Annotated in this window: 14 protein-coding genes and 2 pseudogenes; 14 read left to right on the top strand and 2 right to left on the bottom strand. The window is 42.0% G+C overall.

The window, feature by feature from the left end; all coding sequences use genetic code 11:
- The first annotated feature begins 171 nt into the window (after positions 1-171).
- From rsxA to KO530_RS20170, 13 genes and pseudogenes are all read left to right on the top strand, one after another.
- Positions 172-753 (top strand): electron transport complex subunit RsxA, encoded by a 582-nt coding sequence (gene rsxA / locus KO530_RS20230; protein WP_216050255.1) that lies wholly within the window; start codon positions 172-174, stop codon positions 751-753.
- A complete protein-coding gene (gene rsxB, locus KO530_RS20225; RefSeq protein WP_216050254.1) occupies positions 753-1,307 on the top strand; it encodes an electron transport complex subunit RsxB in 555 nt (184 codons plus the stop codon). The genes rsxA and rsxB overlap by 1 nt, the downstream gene beginning before the upstream one ends.
- 11 nt (positions 1,308-1,318) lie before the next feature.
- On the top strand, positions 1,319-3,661 hold the full coding sequence (rsxC, locus tag KO530_RS20220) for an electron transport complex subunit RsxC (RefSeq protein ID WP_216050253.1): 2,343 nt from the start codon (positions 1,319-1,321) through the stop codon (positions 3,659-3,661).
- Positions 3,662-3,666: 5 nt separating this feature from the next.
- Positions 3,667-4,779 (top strand): electron transport complex subunit RsxD, encoded by a 1,113-nt coding sequence (rsxD, locus tag KO530_RS20215; RefSeq protein WP_216050252.1) that lies wholly within the window; start codon positions 3,667-3,669, stop codon positions 4,777-4,779.
- Positions 4,780-4,782: 3 nt separating this feature from the next.
- Positions 4,783-5,445 carry an electron transport complex subunit RsxG gene (rsxG, locus tag KO530_RS20210; protein ID WP_216050251.1) on the top strand — a complete coding sequence of 221 codons (663 nt, stop codon included), beginning with the start codon at positions 4,783-4,785 and terminating at the stop codon, positions 5,443-5,445.
- A 1-nt stretch (position 5,446) separates the two neighbouring features.
- A complete protein-coding gene (locus KO530_RS20205) occupies positions 5,447-6,145 on the top strand; it encodes an electron transport complex subunit E (protein WP_216050250.1) in 699 nt (232 codons plus the stop codon).
- 13 nt (positions 6,146-6,158) lie between these two features.
- Entirely contained in the window at positions 6,159-6,791 is a 633-nt protein-coding gene (gene nth, locus KO530_RS20200; RefSeq protein WP_216050249.1) for an endonuclease III, read from the top strand.
- Positions 6,792-6,989: 198 nt separating this feature from the next.
- A complete protein-coding gene (locus KO530_RS20195) occupies positions 6,990-8,831 on the top strand; it encodes an Lnb N-terminal periplasmic domain-containing protein (protein WP_216050248.1) in 1,842 nt (613 codons plus the stop codon).
- An 11-nt stretch (positions 8,832-8,842) separates the two neighbouring features.
- Positions 8,843-9,286, top strand: coding sequence for a DUF3015 family protein (locus tag KO530_RS20190; protein ID WP_216050247.1), 444 nt, complete (start codon positions 8,843-8,845; stop codon positions 9,284-9,286).
- A gap of 565 nt (positions 9,287-9,851) precedes the next feature.
- Positions 9,852-10,100, top strand: a pseudogene (locus KO530_RS20185) (endonuclease III); the annotation flags it as partial.
- A 222-nt stretch (positions 10,101-10,322) separates the two neighbouring features.
- Complete coding sequence (locus KO530_RS20180) at positions 10,323-11,384, top strand: 1-aminocyclopropane-1-carboxylate deaminase/D-cysteine desulfhydrase (protein ID WP_216050246.1); 1,062 nt, start codon at positions 10,323-10,325, stop codon at positions 11,382-11,384.
- A gap of 30 nt (positions 11,385-11,414) precedes the next feature.
- Complete coding sequence (locus KO530_RS20175) at positions 11,415-12,308, top strand: hypothetical protein (RefSeq protein ID WP_216050245.1); 894 nt, start codon at positions 11,415-11,417, stop codon at positions 12,306-12,308.
- A gap of 246 nt (positions 12,309-12,554) precedes the next feature.
- Positions 12,555-12,812 (top strand): annotated as a pseudogene (locus KO530_RS20170) (hypothetical protein); the annotation flags it as partial.
- Here KO530_RS20170 and KO530_RS20165 read toward each other — a convergent pair.
- Positions 12,795-13,970: an iron-containing alcohol dehydrogenase gene (locus tag KO530_RS20165; RefSeq protein WP_216050244.1), complete on the bottom strand. Its 1,176-nt coding sequence runs from the start codon at positions 13,968-13,970 to the stop codon at positions 12,795-12,797. The pseudogene KO530_RS20170 and the gene KO530_RS20165 overlap by 18 nt on opposite strands.
- A 47-nt stretch (positions 13,971-14,017) precedes the next feature.
- On the bottom strand, positions 14,018-14,704 hold the full coding sequence (locus KO530_RS20160; RefSeq protein WP_216050243.1) for a type 1 glutamine amidotransferase domain-containing protein: 687 nt from the start codon (positions 14,702-14,704) through the stop codon (positions 14,018-14,020).
- A 171-nt stretch (positions 14,705-14,875) separates the two neighbouring features.
- Between KO530_RS20160 and KO530_RS20155 the strand changes: the two genes are divergently transcribed.
- Complete coding sequence (locus KO530_RS20155) at positions 14,876-15,790, top strand: LysR family transcriptional regulator (RefSeq protein WP_216050242.1); 915 nt, start codon at positions 14,876-14,878, stop codon at positions 15,788-15,790.
- Positions 15,791-15,869 lie beyond the last annotated feature (79 nt).

The raw sequence follows: 15,869 nt of genomic DNA, 5'->3' as shown, positions 1-15,869 counted from the left end.
AGTCGGGGAGGGGGAGCCAAATCTCCTGGCTCTATCTCTTAATATCTTTTTAATGTACAAATTTGGCTAAATTTTGGCCGCAATAACCTTATGAATATCAAGTTGTTAATCGGTCTGTAAACAGAGATAATAGACACTGTTTGCATCATCGTTGGGCGATACACATATCAAATGAGTGAATTTTTAGTTTTATTAGTAGGTACAGTACTGGTAAATAACTTCGTATTGGTCCAATTTCTGGGTCTATGCCCGTTTATGGGTGTGTCTAACCGGTTAGAAACTGCGATTGGCATGTCAATGGCAACGACTTTCGTACTTACCCTCGCCTCTTTAACCAGCTACTTAGTCGAACATTATGTTCTTCAGCCACTAGGTATGGGTTATCTGCGCACCTTGAGTTTTATACTCGTTATAGCAGTAGTTGTGCAATTTACTGAAATGGTGGTGCATAAAACAAGTCCAACCTTATATCGTTTACTTGGTATTTTTTTACCGCTTATCACCACCAATTGTGCGGTTTTAGGTGTTGCCTTACTTAATGTTAATCAAGATCATAATTTTGTAGAGTCGGTTATTTATGGTTTTGGCGCCGCGCTTGGTTTCTCCTTAGTGTTAATACTTTTTTCTGCTATGCGTGAGCGATTAGCTGCTGCAAATGTGCCCTCTCCTTTTAAAGGAGCTTCCATAGCAATGATTACCGCGGGCTTAATGTCGATGGCATTTATGGGCTTTACTGGTTTGGTGAAGTTTTAATGACGTTAGTGATCGCACTTATTGTAATAGGAATCATGGCGCTTATTTTCGGCGCGATACTCGGTTATGCCGCGATTCGATTTCGCGTTGAAAGTGATCCCCTAGTCGAACAAATAGATGCACTTTTACCTCAAACCCAATGTGGCCAATGTGGCTTTCCAGGTTGTCGTCCTTATGCAGAATCCATTGCTAACGGTGATGACATTAACAAATGCCCTCCTGGTGGAGACGCCACCATCAAACAATTGGCCGAGTTAATGGGGGTTGAAGCGAAACCTTTAGATGCCGCCCATGGGCAAGAAGACGTCAAAAAAGTCGCTTTTATTCGCGAAGATGAATGTATTGGCTGTACTAAATGTATTCAAGCTTGCCCAGTGGACGCGATTATTGGTGCAGCCAAACAAATGCATACTGTTATTCAAGATGAATGTACCGGATGTGATTTGTGTGTGGAGCCTTGTCCAGTTGATTGTATCGACATGATTCCGGTTGAACAGAATACTTCTTCATGGCGATGGCAACTCGATGCTATTCCAGTAAAACAAGTCAATTGAGGAAGTTTAAATTGTATTCTGATTATGACAGTATTTTACAACGATTAAATCAAGGCCGATTGTGGGACTTTCATGGTGGTGTGCATCCACCTGAGCTGAAATCACTCTCTAATCAAAAAGCCATTGAAACTATAACCATGCCAAAAACTCTGCATGTTATGGTGAAGCAACATATTGGCGTAGAGGGAGGCTTATTAGTCAAGGAAGGCGATCGAGTACTCAAAGGACAACCTTTGAGTCATAGTACAAATCCCTTTTCGGTCCCTGTACATGCCCCCACATCGGGTTACATTCGTCACATTGGACCCCATGTTTCAGCTCACCCTTCCGGCCTGCCAGAGCTGGCTATAGAAATAACTACCGATGAATTTGAAACCTGGGCTCCCCTTAACCCTATTTTAGATTATCAACAAAAACCCAAATCAAAAATCGTTGAAGCAATATGTAATGCTGGTATTAGCGGTATGGGAGGAGCTGGTTTTCCAACCCATATTAAATCGTCTCCGAAGAAAAATGTTGAATTTTTGATTATCAATGGTGTGGAATGTGAGCCCTACATAACGTCTGACGATCGGCTGATGCGCGAGCATGCATGGCAGATTCGACAAGGTATTGATATTTTAGTGCACCTGTTAGCACCAAAGTTAGTGATTATTGCGGTTGAAGACAATAAACCTGAAGCAATTGAAGCTATGCAAGTTGCTTGTCAGGAAAATGCTAAGTACAGAGTTGTTGCCATCCCAACCAAATACCCCGCGGGCGGTGAAAAACAACTGATTCAAATTTTAACTAATCGCGAAGTACCCGGAAACGGACTGCCCATTGATGTGGGTGTCATTATGCAAAACGTAGGAACCTGTTTCGCCATTGCCGATGCTATTTTTACTGGGACTCCTCTTATTCGGCGCGTGGTTACGTTAACCGGACAAGCATTCAAACGTCCGCAGAACGTTTGGGCGCCCATAGGTACACCCATCTCACATTTGTTGGAAATTGGTCAATATAAGGCTCACAAACAGCGGGATCGAAAGCTCATTATGGGTGGGCCTATGATGGGGTTTGAAATTGTTGATGATCAGGTGCCGGTGGTTAAAATAACCAATTGTATACTTGCCCCATCAGCCAATGAAATTCAAGCCCCCGGCGCAGAGCAGCCTTGTATTCGATGCAGTGCCTGTGCAGACGCCTGCCCTGCTAGCTTGCTGCCACAACAATTATTTTGGCACAGCCAAGCGAAAGAATATGAAAAGGCCAATGAGTTAAACCTATTTGATTGTATTGAATGTGGTGCCTGCGCATACGTTTGCCCCAGTGAAATTCCACTGGTTCACTATTATCGTGTTGCCAAAGCCGATATACGCACCCAAGAACAGGAAAAAGCACAAGCCGACAAAGCCAGATTAAGATTCGAGGCACGTAAAGAACGCTTAGAAAGAGAGCAAAAAGAGCGCGAAGAAAAACATGCCAAAGCGGCCGAAGCGCGCAGAAAAGCAATGAGCGAAAAAGGCAATGATGCGAAAGACAAGATAGCGGCGGCCTTAGCGCGAGCAAAAGCTAAAAAACAAGCCAACTCGGCTCAGTTAGAGTCGCAACAAGCGTCTCCTCAAAAAGCACAAACAAGCGAAGCCTCAGAAGCACCGCAAACAGCTAATAATAGCAAACAAGACAAAGTTGCAGCGGCTATTGCTCGAGCCAAAGCGAAACGCGCAGCGGCCAAGGAAGCGGCGGAAAAAGAAGCCAACCCCGCGTCGGAAGATAGCAATACTGAAATAAAAGAAACGGACGCAAATAAAGATCCCACAACAAGTGATGTTGTACCTGAAGCACCAGCCAAAGCTGCCAATTCCAACAAACAAGAAAAAGTGGCGATTGCTATCGCTAAAGCAAAAGCAAAACGCGAAGCGATTAAGCAGGCGCAACAAGCTGAAACAGCAAAAACAGTAGCAGCAACAGAGACTGCGCTAAACACGACGCAAGTTACCGACGAGCAACAACAACTGCAAACTGAAGATGTGCATCAGGAAAAATCAGAGCCCACAGCAAAACAAAAAGCAATAGCAGCGGCAATTGCCAAAGCCAAGGCTAAAAAATTAGCTAACGCTAAGCCCGCAGCAAGTCCATCGGTAGAAAAACAAATATCCACTGAAAAAAATTCAGAACAACCTGAAGTCGCTAATGATGAGTTGCAAACAAGCCAGCAACCAGAAAAATTAACTGCTGCACAAATTCGCAAACAAAAAGTCGAAGCCGCAGTCGCAAAAGCACGAGAACAAAATCGTATTGCGAAACTAAAGCGTGCCGAAAAGGCCGCTAAAAAGCCGTCTAGCTCCACAGCAGACAAGGATGAAAGTTAATCCCCATGAGTTTTAAATTTGCCAGCTCGCCCCACCAAAGAGTAAAACGTAATACTGGTCAGGTAATGCGTTTAGTTATGTATGCAGGTATTCCAGGCTTAGCTGTACAAACATGGTTTTTCGGTTGGGGAGCATTAATTCATTTTATGATCGCCAGCATCACCATCATAGTCACTGAAGCTGCCATTCTTGAAATGCGTAAAAAGAATTTTGAAGTCGCGATAAAAGATTGCAGTGCTTTGGTTACCGCTTTTTTAATCGCCGTGAGTATTCCACCATTTGCTCCTTGGTGGATCACTGTAATAGGTAGTATTTTTGCCATTGCGATAGTCAAACAACTTTACGGTGGATTAGGGTTTAATTTATTCAACCCTGCCATGGCGGCTTATGTGATGCTGCTTATCTCGTTTCCAGTGCAAATGTCTACTTGGGCGATTCCACAAGCATTAAGCCAATTTCCACAATCATTTTTAGATTCATTTAGTATCATTTTTAGCGGCTTTAGTGCTGACGGCTACAGTATTGAGCAACTGCGAACTCACGTTGATGGCTATACAATGGCCACCCCTCTTGATGCTGTGAAAACCGCAATTTCCCAAGGCTTAACCGTACAGGAAAGCATGCAAACCGCTGTGTTTAATAATGGTCTGGGCGTGGGCTGGTTTTGGGTCAATTTTGCCTATCTTTTAGGCGGTTTACTGTTATTAAAAGTAAATGTCATTAAATGGCATATTCCGGTAGGCATGATTGCTGGCATTATAGGATTGTCACTGGTTATGTACTTGGTAGATGATGGAGTCTATGCAAATCCAATGTTCCACCTATTCAGTGGTGGCTTCATGCTTGGGGTGTTCTTTATTGCCACCGATCCGGTATCCGCGACCACCACCAATCGAGGACGTATAATTTTTGGTTTTGGGATAGGTGCATGGGTATACATTATTCGTACTTGGGGGGGTTACCCTGATGCGATCGCATTTGCTGTATTGATCATGAATATGGGTGTTCCTTTGATTGATTATTACACCAGACCAAGGACTTATGGCCATCACACAGAACACAAAAACGTGATTAAAGTCAAACAGATAGATAGCGGAAATACAGGTAAGGAGGACTAGTTAATGAAACAAAGTATCGTTAGCAATGGTCTTAAACTCACCGCGTTTGCTTTAGTGACAACGGCGATCATAGCCATAACCTATGCCGTAACTGAAGATCAAATAACCGAGCAGCAAATACAAAAACGCCTGGCTATTTTGAACGCAATTATTCCGCAGTCTTTATACGATAATGATATTCACCATGATTGCACTCAGGTTGTAGATACTGAATATTTAGGCTCAAAAGACCCCCAGACCGTATATTTAGCAAGAATGAACAACGCGCCTTCAGCGGTTGCAATTGAAACAACTGCGCCAGACGGATACAGTGGTAAAATTGAGCTAATAGTAGGCATTAATATGCAATCGGAAGTCACCGGAGTACGTATTTTGGATCATAAAGAAACTCCAGGGTTAGGTGACAAAATCGATATCCGTATTACTGATTGGATTACTGCATTTACTGGCAAGTCTGTTACCACTGACAACCACAAAGATTGGCAAGTGAAAAAAGACGGTGGCCAATTTGATCAATTTACCGGCGCAACTATTACCCCTCGGGCAGTGGTAAAAGCGGTCAAAAATGCGGTGTTATATTTTCAGCACCACCAGCAAGATCTTTTTAACGCCACAAAGACCTGTGAAGCCATGAATGACCAGCCAATTAACGGCAAGGTAGAATAAGATGAATCAGTTTAAAGAACTCAGTTGGCAAGGATTATGGAAAAATAACCCCGCCATAGTACAACTGCTGGGACTATGTCCACTCCTAGCTGTGACCATGACAGTCATCAATGGGTTAGGTTTAGGTCTTGCCACAACTTTGGTATTAATTGGCTCAAACTGCACAGTCTCATTGGTGCGTAATTTAGTCCCTAATGAAATTCGTATACCAATATTTGTGATGGTAATTGCCGGCTTTGTTACGGTTGTGCAATTGTTAATGAATGCCTACACTTTTCGACTTTATGAAGCGCTAGGCATTTTCATTCCTTTGATAGTCACCAATTGTGCCATCATTGGGCGTGCAGAAGCCTACGCGTCGAAAAACCCTGTGGGTCATGCTGCATTCGATGGTTTGATGATGGGGCTTGGTTTTACCCTTGTGCTAGTGATTTTGGGAGGCATGCGTGAACTCTTAGGTTATGGCACCCTATTCTCTGGTGCCAACTTACTGTTCGGTGAATGGGCAAGTGTGTTAAAAGTGACGGTATTCGAAACCGATAGCCCTTTTTTACTAGCCATACTGCCGCCAGGTGCCTTCCTGGGCATGGGGTTACTTATTGCTCTTAAGAATGCGCTAGATAAACGGGTTGAATCGTGGGTTGTGACACCACAACAAGATAAAGTGGTACAGCGCGCCAGAGTGACGGCAGAAAGTTAAGGTAGTTGAAGTAATGAATAACCAAAAACGTCGGGAAATACTGACGCGACTGCGAGCAGAAAATCCTGAGCCAACCACAGAATTGAATTATTCTAGTCCCTTTGAATTATTGATAGCCGTATTGTTATCAGCTCAAGCCACAGATGTGGGCGTCAATAAAGCCACGGCCAAACTTTACCCGGTGGCCAATACACCACAAGCCATATTAGATTTAGGCTTAGACGGGCTTAAATCTTATATCAAAACCATAGGCTTGTTTAACACCAAAGCCGTCAACACCATGAAAACCTGCCAAATGTTGGTGGACTTGCACGGCGGTGAAGTGCCCGAAAACCGTGAAGCCTTAGAAGCCCTACCCGGCGTGGGACGTAAAACCGCTAACGTAGTACTCAACACAGCTTTCGGCTGGCCAACAATAGCCGTAGACACCCATATTTTTCGCGTTTCCAATCGCACTAAACTGGCCATGGGCAAAAACGTCGATGAGGTCGAACAAAAACTGCTTAAAGTGGTGCCCGCTGAATTTAAAGTGGACGTGCACCATTGGCTAATCTTACATGGCAGATACATCTGTGTGGCGCGCAAACCTCGCTGTGGCGCGTGTGTTATTGAAGACTTGTGTGAGTTTAAGGATAAAATTGAGTAGTCTTCGATAAACGGCTTCGGGGAAAGTACAGACTCGCTGATTGAAGAATTAGCTGAAATGACAAAACGTAACGACATTTAATTTGCCTGAATCTCACGTCCGGACAAATTTATTGACCTACTTTTTTTTTTAAGCGTATAATTTCTGGTATTGACTGGAAAGGAATTTCAATCAAATTAACCTCAAGGCATGGATTCTGTGTTCAGATTGTTTGTTGTAATATTATTTTTAACCCCATCAGCTAGTAAAGCATCTGTTTTCGTCAATGATCAATCATTAGTAACGGCAGTCAGTAATAGTGCTGTTTGGCACAAGCTCTTACATTTTGAGGCTGGCTATTTTCATGGAGCAAGAAGCGGCGTTAACACTTCAGACTTTTTTTTATCGCCAGATGGAAGAAAAGACGCTAAAGCTGAATTAATCGCGACGATCGATGCTTTGACTAACGTTGCACACACTCAATGTCAGTTTCCAGCCCGTGCAATTTTTATCGTCAAGAATTTTCCAAATTTAGCTCTCCCAAAAACCCAATGCGAAGGCTACAAAGCGTATTTAGATGCCTTTCAAACCCAAAGTATGAGTCTCATATATGCAAGTGGATATTTAGGCAATCCTGCTTCAATGTACGGGCACGTGTTTTTAAAATTTAACGATGAGGTTGAACATAACCTGCTCGATAATACGTTTTCTTATGGCGCAAAGGTACCTGAAAATGAATCTCCGTTAGTGTATGTAGCAAAAGGTATTTTTGGAGGTTACGAAGGTAAGTTTTCCAACCAAAAATATCACCACCAACATTTGACTTATAATGAGTCAGAGCTTAGGGACCTATGGGAATATAAGCTCAATATTGGCGAAGATGATATTTTATTTTTACTTGCCCATTTATATGAATTAGAAAATACAAAAATGAAGTATTACTTTTTTAAGCAAAATTGTGCATTCCAGCTCGCAAAATTGCTTGAACTTGTCATAGATGTCCCGATAATTGCACCCCATAAATCATGGGTAATGCCATATGACCTTATTATGATGCTCAATAGACACGACGCTGAGCATCATCTTATTGTCGATGTCGCTTATCGAGGATCTCGGCAAGAAGCCTTGTACGCTAAGTGGAATCAGCTCAGCAAGCAAGAAAAGAAAAGTCTTGTTGAAATCATAGGAACATCTTCAATAAAAGTAAGTTCAGTATTAGTCAAACTCACATCACAATCGGCCAAAAAAGTTATAGATACGCTATATGACTATTACGCTTTCATAGAAGTAAAAGAAAGTGAGTTAGATGAAGAACAAGCAGCAAAAAAGAAAGAACTATTATTAGCGCGCTTTGCGCTACCCGCAGGTAAAACACAATGGGTAACTCCAATCCAGAAACCGCCACATATGGCGCAAGATACGACGATGCTTCAGGTCAGCGCAGTGCACAATGAAAAATTTGGAGAAGCATTAGAACTGCGATTTCGAGCGAACTACTATGATTTACTGAGCGTCAACGCTGCGCGTATTCCGTTTTCAGAACTAAGCACCTTCGATTTGAGATTATTGTATTCTCAGGATAACTCATCTCTTGAGATGCGAGAATTGACACTATTACGCATTATTAATCTTAACGCTTCTAATACTGACTTACCCTTTGATAGCGAGTATGCGTGGAAGGTCGCTGTAGGCTACAAACCACAATCGTTATCCTGTACTCGTTGTTCTAACGCATACGTTGACGGTTTTATAGGTAAAGCATGGTCACGTGGAAAAAGCTTGGCTGCTTACGGAGCACTTTCTGTAAGTGCAAGAGGATCTAACGAGTCTGGTGGATATCTTTCTGCAGGACCCGAGATAGGTGGAGTGTTTAACATCACACCGCAATATGCTGTATTCCTAGCAATAGGGTATCAGTCGTACTTAAATGATCTGACACAAGATCGTAAATATTTGGCATTCGAACAGCGTTTTTTGGAACACCGTTCATATGATATACGGACATCAATTAACTATGATGAATCGTTTGAGTATGCCATTAATTTTTCTTTATATTATTGAGGATAACAATTATGAAAAAAACTACACTTGTAATTGCTTTAGTTACAGCTTGCTTATCTACTTCTGCAACGGCGCAGGAAAAGAAAGTTAATCCGTGGAAGCAATGTGGTATTGGTGCAATGATTTTTGATGACAATAGAACCGCAGCGGCGATTTCTAACGTTATTTGGGATCTTGGTACAACAGCCGTGTCTTCAAATGTTTCTTCGCAAGACAGCTGCAAAGGTATCGACGTTACCGCAGGTCTTTTTATTCAACAAAACTTTGATATCGTTGTTGAACAAATCAGCCAAGGTGAAGGCGACCACTTAAACGCAATACTCGATATTCTAGAAGTTGAAATTGATTCGCGTGCAGACGTTATTGCAAATGTCCGTAGCAATGCTGCTATTGCAATTGCTGCTAATTCAGCTACGCCTGAAAGTGTTTATAACATTGTTGTTGCAAGCATCTAAGTGCGAAATTAGGTCAGTTTTCCTACCGTATTAAAATAATTGCCAGTGAAACGTAGCACGGATCACTGGTTGTAGCATTTTACCTCTTATCTTTCGTAAACACATAGACAAACGATACAACCGTAGCGCCCATCAAAGCGTTTGATGGTATGGGACTAGCACAACAGTCACTTAGGTAAATTAATTGTCGAGGCTCAACATCACAAGCGATAATCGCTCTCTATCGTCTCATTCCTATTATATTTACTTACCAAAAAAACAGATTGATTACTTAAATTTAGGTGCCTACAACTTTTGTAACTATCCCTGAAAATAACGCTGCTAATTGCTATTCTCTGACAGACATAAAACCTTAACCTGTTTTTATTCTTCAATCACATTTGAGCAGTAGCGTTCACATCGATAAGCTTACTGTAGGTTCTAATAGCTCTTAATATATGACTCGATATAACGTTGAATTAGCTCAGCAATATACAATCAAAAGTCTGTCAGCAAGCTAACACAACTTTCCATTTTAGTTGGATAGCATTACTAAAATTTAACTTCTCCATATCTACTTTCCTTATCTTTTGACTGGCCAACAATAGCCGTAGACACCCATATTTTTCGCGTTTCCAATCGCACTAAACTGGCAATGGGCAAAAATGTCGATCAGGTTGAACAGAAGCTGCTAAAAGTGGTACCTGCAGAATTTAAAGTGGATGTGCATCATTGGCTGATACTCCATGGTAGATACATTTGTGTAGCTCGTAAGCCCCGTTGTGGTGCTTGTATTATTGAAGACCTATGTGAGTTTAAAGATAAGACTGAATAATATTCAGTCTTCAAAGTAGTTGAAGAACTCAGGACGAGCCCCAAATACTTGCAATGGTTTTCAACTCAAGGCATGAATAAAATAGGTTCGTCATTTAAAACCAAACATTTGTACTATCAACTTTCATAGTTTATAGTGCTTTTCGTGACGTCGGCATAATCAAATGCCTCTAACATTCAACTGAAACGTCGCTAACCCCAATTAAATACTGAGGAAAGCGATATGATTGATAAATATGCGTTGCATGATCTACATTCACGTCTTGAAAAATTACCACGTGCCTCGCTGGCACTACTCCCTACTCCAATACAAACACTGAAAAGATTTGGCGCGTCCCTAGGCGGTCCAGAGCTATGGATGAAGCGAGATGATTTATCTGGCTTAGAAGGTGGTGGCAACAAAACACGAAAACTTGAATTCATAGTGGGTGATGCGCTGTTACAAGGTGCAGACATGTTGGTAACGGTTGGCGCTATTCAATCCAACCATACCCGACAAACCGCTGCTGCCGCTGCCAAGGCAGGCCTAAAATGTGCGCTTTTACATTGCGCCTGGACCAAAGATGCAAGCGCTACTTATCGGCAAGTAGGTAATATTCTTTTAAGCCACGTAATGGGTGCCGAACTTTATGTGGACGAAACTGAGCGCCCTATCGAAGATCAAGGTCCTCTGGAAGAATTCATGGACTATCTTCGGCAACAGGGGCACAAACCATATCTAATTCCAGGAGGTGCTTCTGAACACCCCTTGGGAAGTATGGGCTATATAAACTGCGCTGCTGAATTAGCTATCCAAATGGCTGAAACTGGCCAAGTCTTTGATTACCTTGTGCATTGCACTGGCTCAAGCAGCACCCAAGCCGGTCTGATCGCAGGCTTTGCAGCACTTGATATCAAAACCAAAATCATCGGTATATCGGACGATAACGAAACCGAGATTAAAAAATCTCGTGTTGAGCTTTTAGCCAATAACGCTTTACGTGAGCTTGGACTAGATGTGCGAGTGCAACCGAAAAGTATTGAAATTATACCTGCTAATACCAACGCTTACGGCATCGCTGATACAGAAATTACCGATGCTATCCAGCTATTTGCCAGTACCGAAGGGTTGATTGCCGATCCTGTCTATGAAGGTCGCGCAATACGTGGGTTATTAAACTTGTCTGCTGAAGGTCGCTTTGAGAAGGACGCAAAAATTCTGCTTATGCATCTAGGCGGATCGCCTGCTATCCATGCCTATGCCGAAAAATTTGGCGCAATTCAACTTCATCCTTTTACTGTTTAATTAACTCTTTATTCTCAGAGGTATTGTAACGTGACCGAAATTTTATTAGATAAAGATTCTCTTGTAGCAAACATTCGAACCCAATTCCAAAATAGTGACCAACTAAAATATCAGCGGGCTTTACAAGAGTTTTTTGATGGTGAAACCTTTATTGGAGATAATGTTTTTGAAACCTGCTTCAAATTACGTGCGGGCTTACCCCCACTTGCATATGAAGTTTCAGGTCCTTATTGTGCAATCAGCAATGAATACGCCACCATAGGGCGCATTTATGAACGTGGTGAACTGATATTTGAAAGCAATATAAAACAGCAGATACAACAACGCACAGCAGCGATGGTTTGGCTTTTTCTTTCTGCCTTGGAGCATAAGCCAGAAAAAATATTAATGGTGGGCGCAGGGAAACTATCCCTTGAAATCGTTAAATATTTAAAGCATTTTATACCAAGCTTATCCCAAATCGATTATCACACGCGGGCCCAGCACACTGAATCATTCGAACAACCTTGCGGCAGCATAGGTGTCGCTTCTGATTATCAACAGAACCTCAAGCTTGAAGCTTATGACACTATTATTATGGCTACGAATACCAACTGCTGTTTAATCGACGAAACCAACATTACTTCAATCAAACCAGGGGCGGTGATCGCGTCACTTTGCACCACCTCACAAACAGGGGAGATTGCAGGTAGTGTATATGCTAGAGATGACGTTAATGTTATTTTCGACTATGAACTAACACGTAGTTTTACGGCAGATATGAAAGCGGCTGATAGAATGGGTTATTTGGATAACGTCCTATTGCTAAGCGACATCTTAAAAGGGCAACAACCTAAAGATATTTCGAAAAAGAAGAACGTTTTACGCATTACAGGCACGCCCATGCAAAATATTGCTGTGCTGGATATGATACGTTCAATCTAATTATACTAGTCCCCACGGATGTGTTGTGGGGATAATTATAAATAAATAGGCACTCTGGGTCTTACCTCCACTTATATCCATACTTTCAAACAATGTGTTAAATGACTATATTCTGCTATTAACGATCGTTCAAAGAGCAGCTTGCCAACAGATACTTTTGGCACTAACCTGCTCTTTCAGAATTATAGGGTTGAGTTTATCAACAGCGATACTGCCGCAATTGCCTGGCCCACTATCGTCGTGGACACCATCGCCGTAGACACCCACATCTTTAGAGTATCCAACCGCACTAAACTCGCCATGGGCAAAAACGTCGATCAGGTTGAGCAGAAACTACTTAAAGTCGTTCCGGCAGAATTTAAAGTCGATGTGCATCATTGGCTGATACTCTATGGTAGATACATCTGTGTAGCGCGCAAGCCCCGTTGCGGTGCTTGTATTATTGAAGACTTGTGTGAGTACTCTCCACCAGTGATTTCCCGATGTTTACAAGGCTTGTGTTAAGATCTCTCGACTTTTGTCTAGGGTGATATCACTGTGTTCACCAAGTGCGGTCATGCCATGCTGTTTTAACCCATCAATAAGTAAATCGATATCTTTTGCACCAAGATCTACGTCAGATAATCGGGTGGGTACTTGCATTGTTTTGAAAAACTGTTCGGTTAACAGAATAGCTTGTTCAATACGAGCATCCTCATCCCCCTCATTTATCTGCCAAACCCGCGCTGCATATTGCAGTAGTTTTTCACGCTTATTCTCACGACAGACTTTCATGACAGCTGGTAATACTATGGATAGCGTACGTGCGTGGTCAATGCCAAACGCTCCCGTTAATTCATGACCTATCATATGGGTTGACCAATCTTGTGGTACACCGGCACCAATTAGTCCATTTAATGCCATGGTTGCCGACCACATAATATTGGCTCTAATTTCTAGGTCATCTTTGGTTTCTGGCTGTAAAGCTTTAGGCCCTTCTTCAATTAAGGTTTGCAATAACCCTTCACTGAAACGGTCTTGTACTTTGCCATTAACGCTATAGGTTAAGTATTGCTCGATAGTATGAACAATCGCATCAACAACACCGTTACTGATTTGACGATCAGACAATGACAATGTGACTTTCGGATCTAAAACTGCAAATAGTGGACGCACTAAAGGGCTTGAAAATGCACGTTTATTGCCATCTCGGGTAACAACTGCATTACCATTGCTTTCAGAACCTGTGGCTGGCAGGGTTAAAACTGCGCCTATGGGTAACGCTTTTGTGATGGTGTGCTGCTTTGTGAGAATATCCCATGGATCTTTCTCCTCACTTGGATCATCTCCCTCAAAGAAGGTCGCTGCGGCAATAAATTTAGCGCCATCAACCACAGAGCCACCGCCTACAGCTAGTAAAAAATCAATTCGCTGTTCTTTAATAATCCCCTGAGCTTTCATTAATGTGTTGTAACTTGGATTAGGCTCAATACCTGAAAATTCAAACCAAGTATGTTGTTCAAGAGCATCAACCACTTGTTGATACACGCCGTTACTTTTTATGGAGCCACCACCATAAACCAGTAAAACTCTTGCATCCGATGGTATTTGCTGGGAAATGGCGGCTATTTTTCCTTCACCAAAATGAATATGGGTTGGATTTTGAAAACTGAAATTTAACATTGATTTATATCCTAAAACTTTGCCAAGAAAAAAATGTAAAAATACCCTTATGCACCAAGGTGAGCGAGTAACTTTTCAGCGGCTAAAGCTGAACTCGCTGGATTTTGACCAGTAATAATCAGGCCATCTTGTACAACAAATGCTTCCCAATCTTGAGCTTTTTGATAATCACCGCCACGCTTAATGAGTTCATCTTCAAGTAAAAATGGCACCACATCGGTTAATTGCACGGCATCTTCTTCACTGTTGGTAAAGCCGGTTACCGCTTTTCCTTTTACAACAAAATCGCCAGACGCTTGTTTTACATTTAATAAAGCGGCACTAGCATGACAAACGGTAGAAACCGCTTTGCCTGCAGTTAAAAAACTTTCTAGCAAAGTGATTGAATCTGGATTGTCAGTAAGATCCCATAAAGGTCCATGACCTCCAGGGTAGAAAACAGCATCAAAGTCACCTTCACTAACAGAAGACAATTTCACCGTGGTCGCAATTTTGGCTTGGGCAGCATCGTCTGAGTCATAACGTTCAGTGGCGGCAGTTTGAAATTCTGCGAGTTTGCTTGTGGGATCAATAGGGGCTTGTCCGCCCTGTGGCGTAGCTAAGGTGACTTCAACACCAGCGTCAATAAAAGCATAATAAGGGGCGGCGAACTCCTCAACCCAAAAACCGGTTTTCTTGCCAGTGTCGCCAAGTTTATCGTGTGAAGTCAGTACCATTAATATTTTTTTATTCATTTTTGTTCATCCATTTATCAAAACAAGCAAGCTTGTTTAAGTGAGTTTTCATTTTCTATGGAAGGAGTATAGGCTCTCAAAAAAAGTATACAATGCAGATAACATTGACAACATTGTATCAATAATTGATACAATTGATTTGGTATTTGTTTTTCATTGATAGGTTGCGGTATGAATGTTTCATTTGAACGTCTCAAAAGTATGGTTGTTTTTGCTCAGGTTATTGAACAAGGTAGCTTAAGTGCCGCAGCAAAACATTTAGGGCTTTCTCGCGCGGTAGTCAGCTATCACCTGAAAAAACTTGAATCTCAACTCGAGGTGAAATTACTTAACCGCTCCACTCGTTCAATCAATCTCACAGAAGCTGGCCAAGCCTTTTATGAACGCTGTCATGCTATTGCCGAACATGCCAATGCCGCCAATCAACAAATTGAAAATGTCAAAAATGAACCCATCGGCCTACTTAAAATAACCTGCCCGGTAAATGTTGGATTACAAACAATTGTGCCTGCACTGAATGAATTCAAAAAAATTCATCCTAAAATTGAGCTGGATGTGATGCTTACGGATGAAGTGGTGAATATTATGAAGGAAGGAATCGATTTGGCGGTCCGCGGAGCCCCCTTACCTGACTCGGGTTTACAAGCAAGTAAACTTGCCACCCTAAAAACCTGTTTGTGCGGTTCTCCAGAGTACTTTAGCCAATATGGTAAACCAAAGAATCATACTGATTTAGCCAATCATCAATGGGTAATTTACAAATTAACCTCAGGCGTAGTAAACCTAACAAAGGGCAGTCGCGCTTATAGTATTGTCACCCAAGGAAGTATTAGCACTAATAATGCAGCGGCGCGTACTGCATTTGTTGAAGCCGGTCACGGTTTAGCCCGCATCCCTATTTATGACGCTTGGCCTAAAATACAAGCTGGCACCTTACAAAGAGTACTTGATGACTATGTATTCAGCGATATAAATGTGTATGGTGTGTTCCCGCCAGGCACTGCAAACACAAAAAAACTGAGGTTATTACTGACCTTCTTGAAGGAGTATTTTACCCGTCAAATTAGCTTCAGCTCGACCATTTAATAGTTGCCAATCATCAAATTTCCAGTATCAAAATTAGGTGCATATTTAAGCCATCTCATATTCAAGCCCTCTAAGCCAA

The sequence above is a fragment of the Aliiglaciecola lipolytica genome, assembly GCF_018860635.1.
Taxonomy (GTDB): Bacteria; Pseudomonadota; Gammaproteobacteria; order Enterobacterales; family Alteromonadaceae; genus Aliiglaciecola; species Aliiglaciecola lipolytica_A.
The sequence above is the reverse complement of the archived record's forward strand: the minus strand, read 5'-3'. Positions and strand labels throughout refer to the sequence as shown.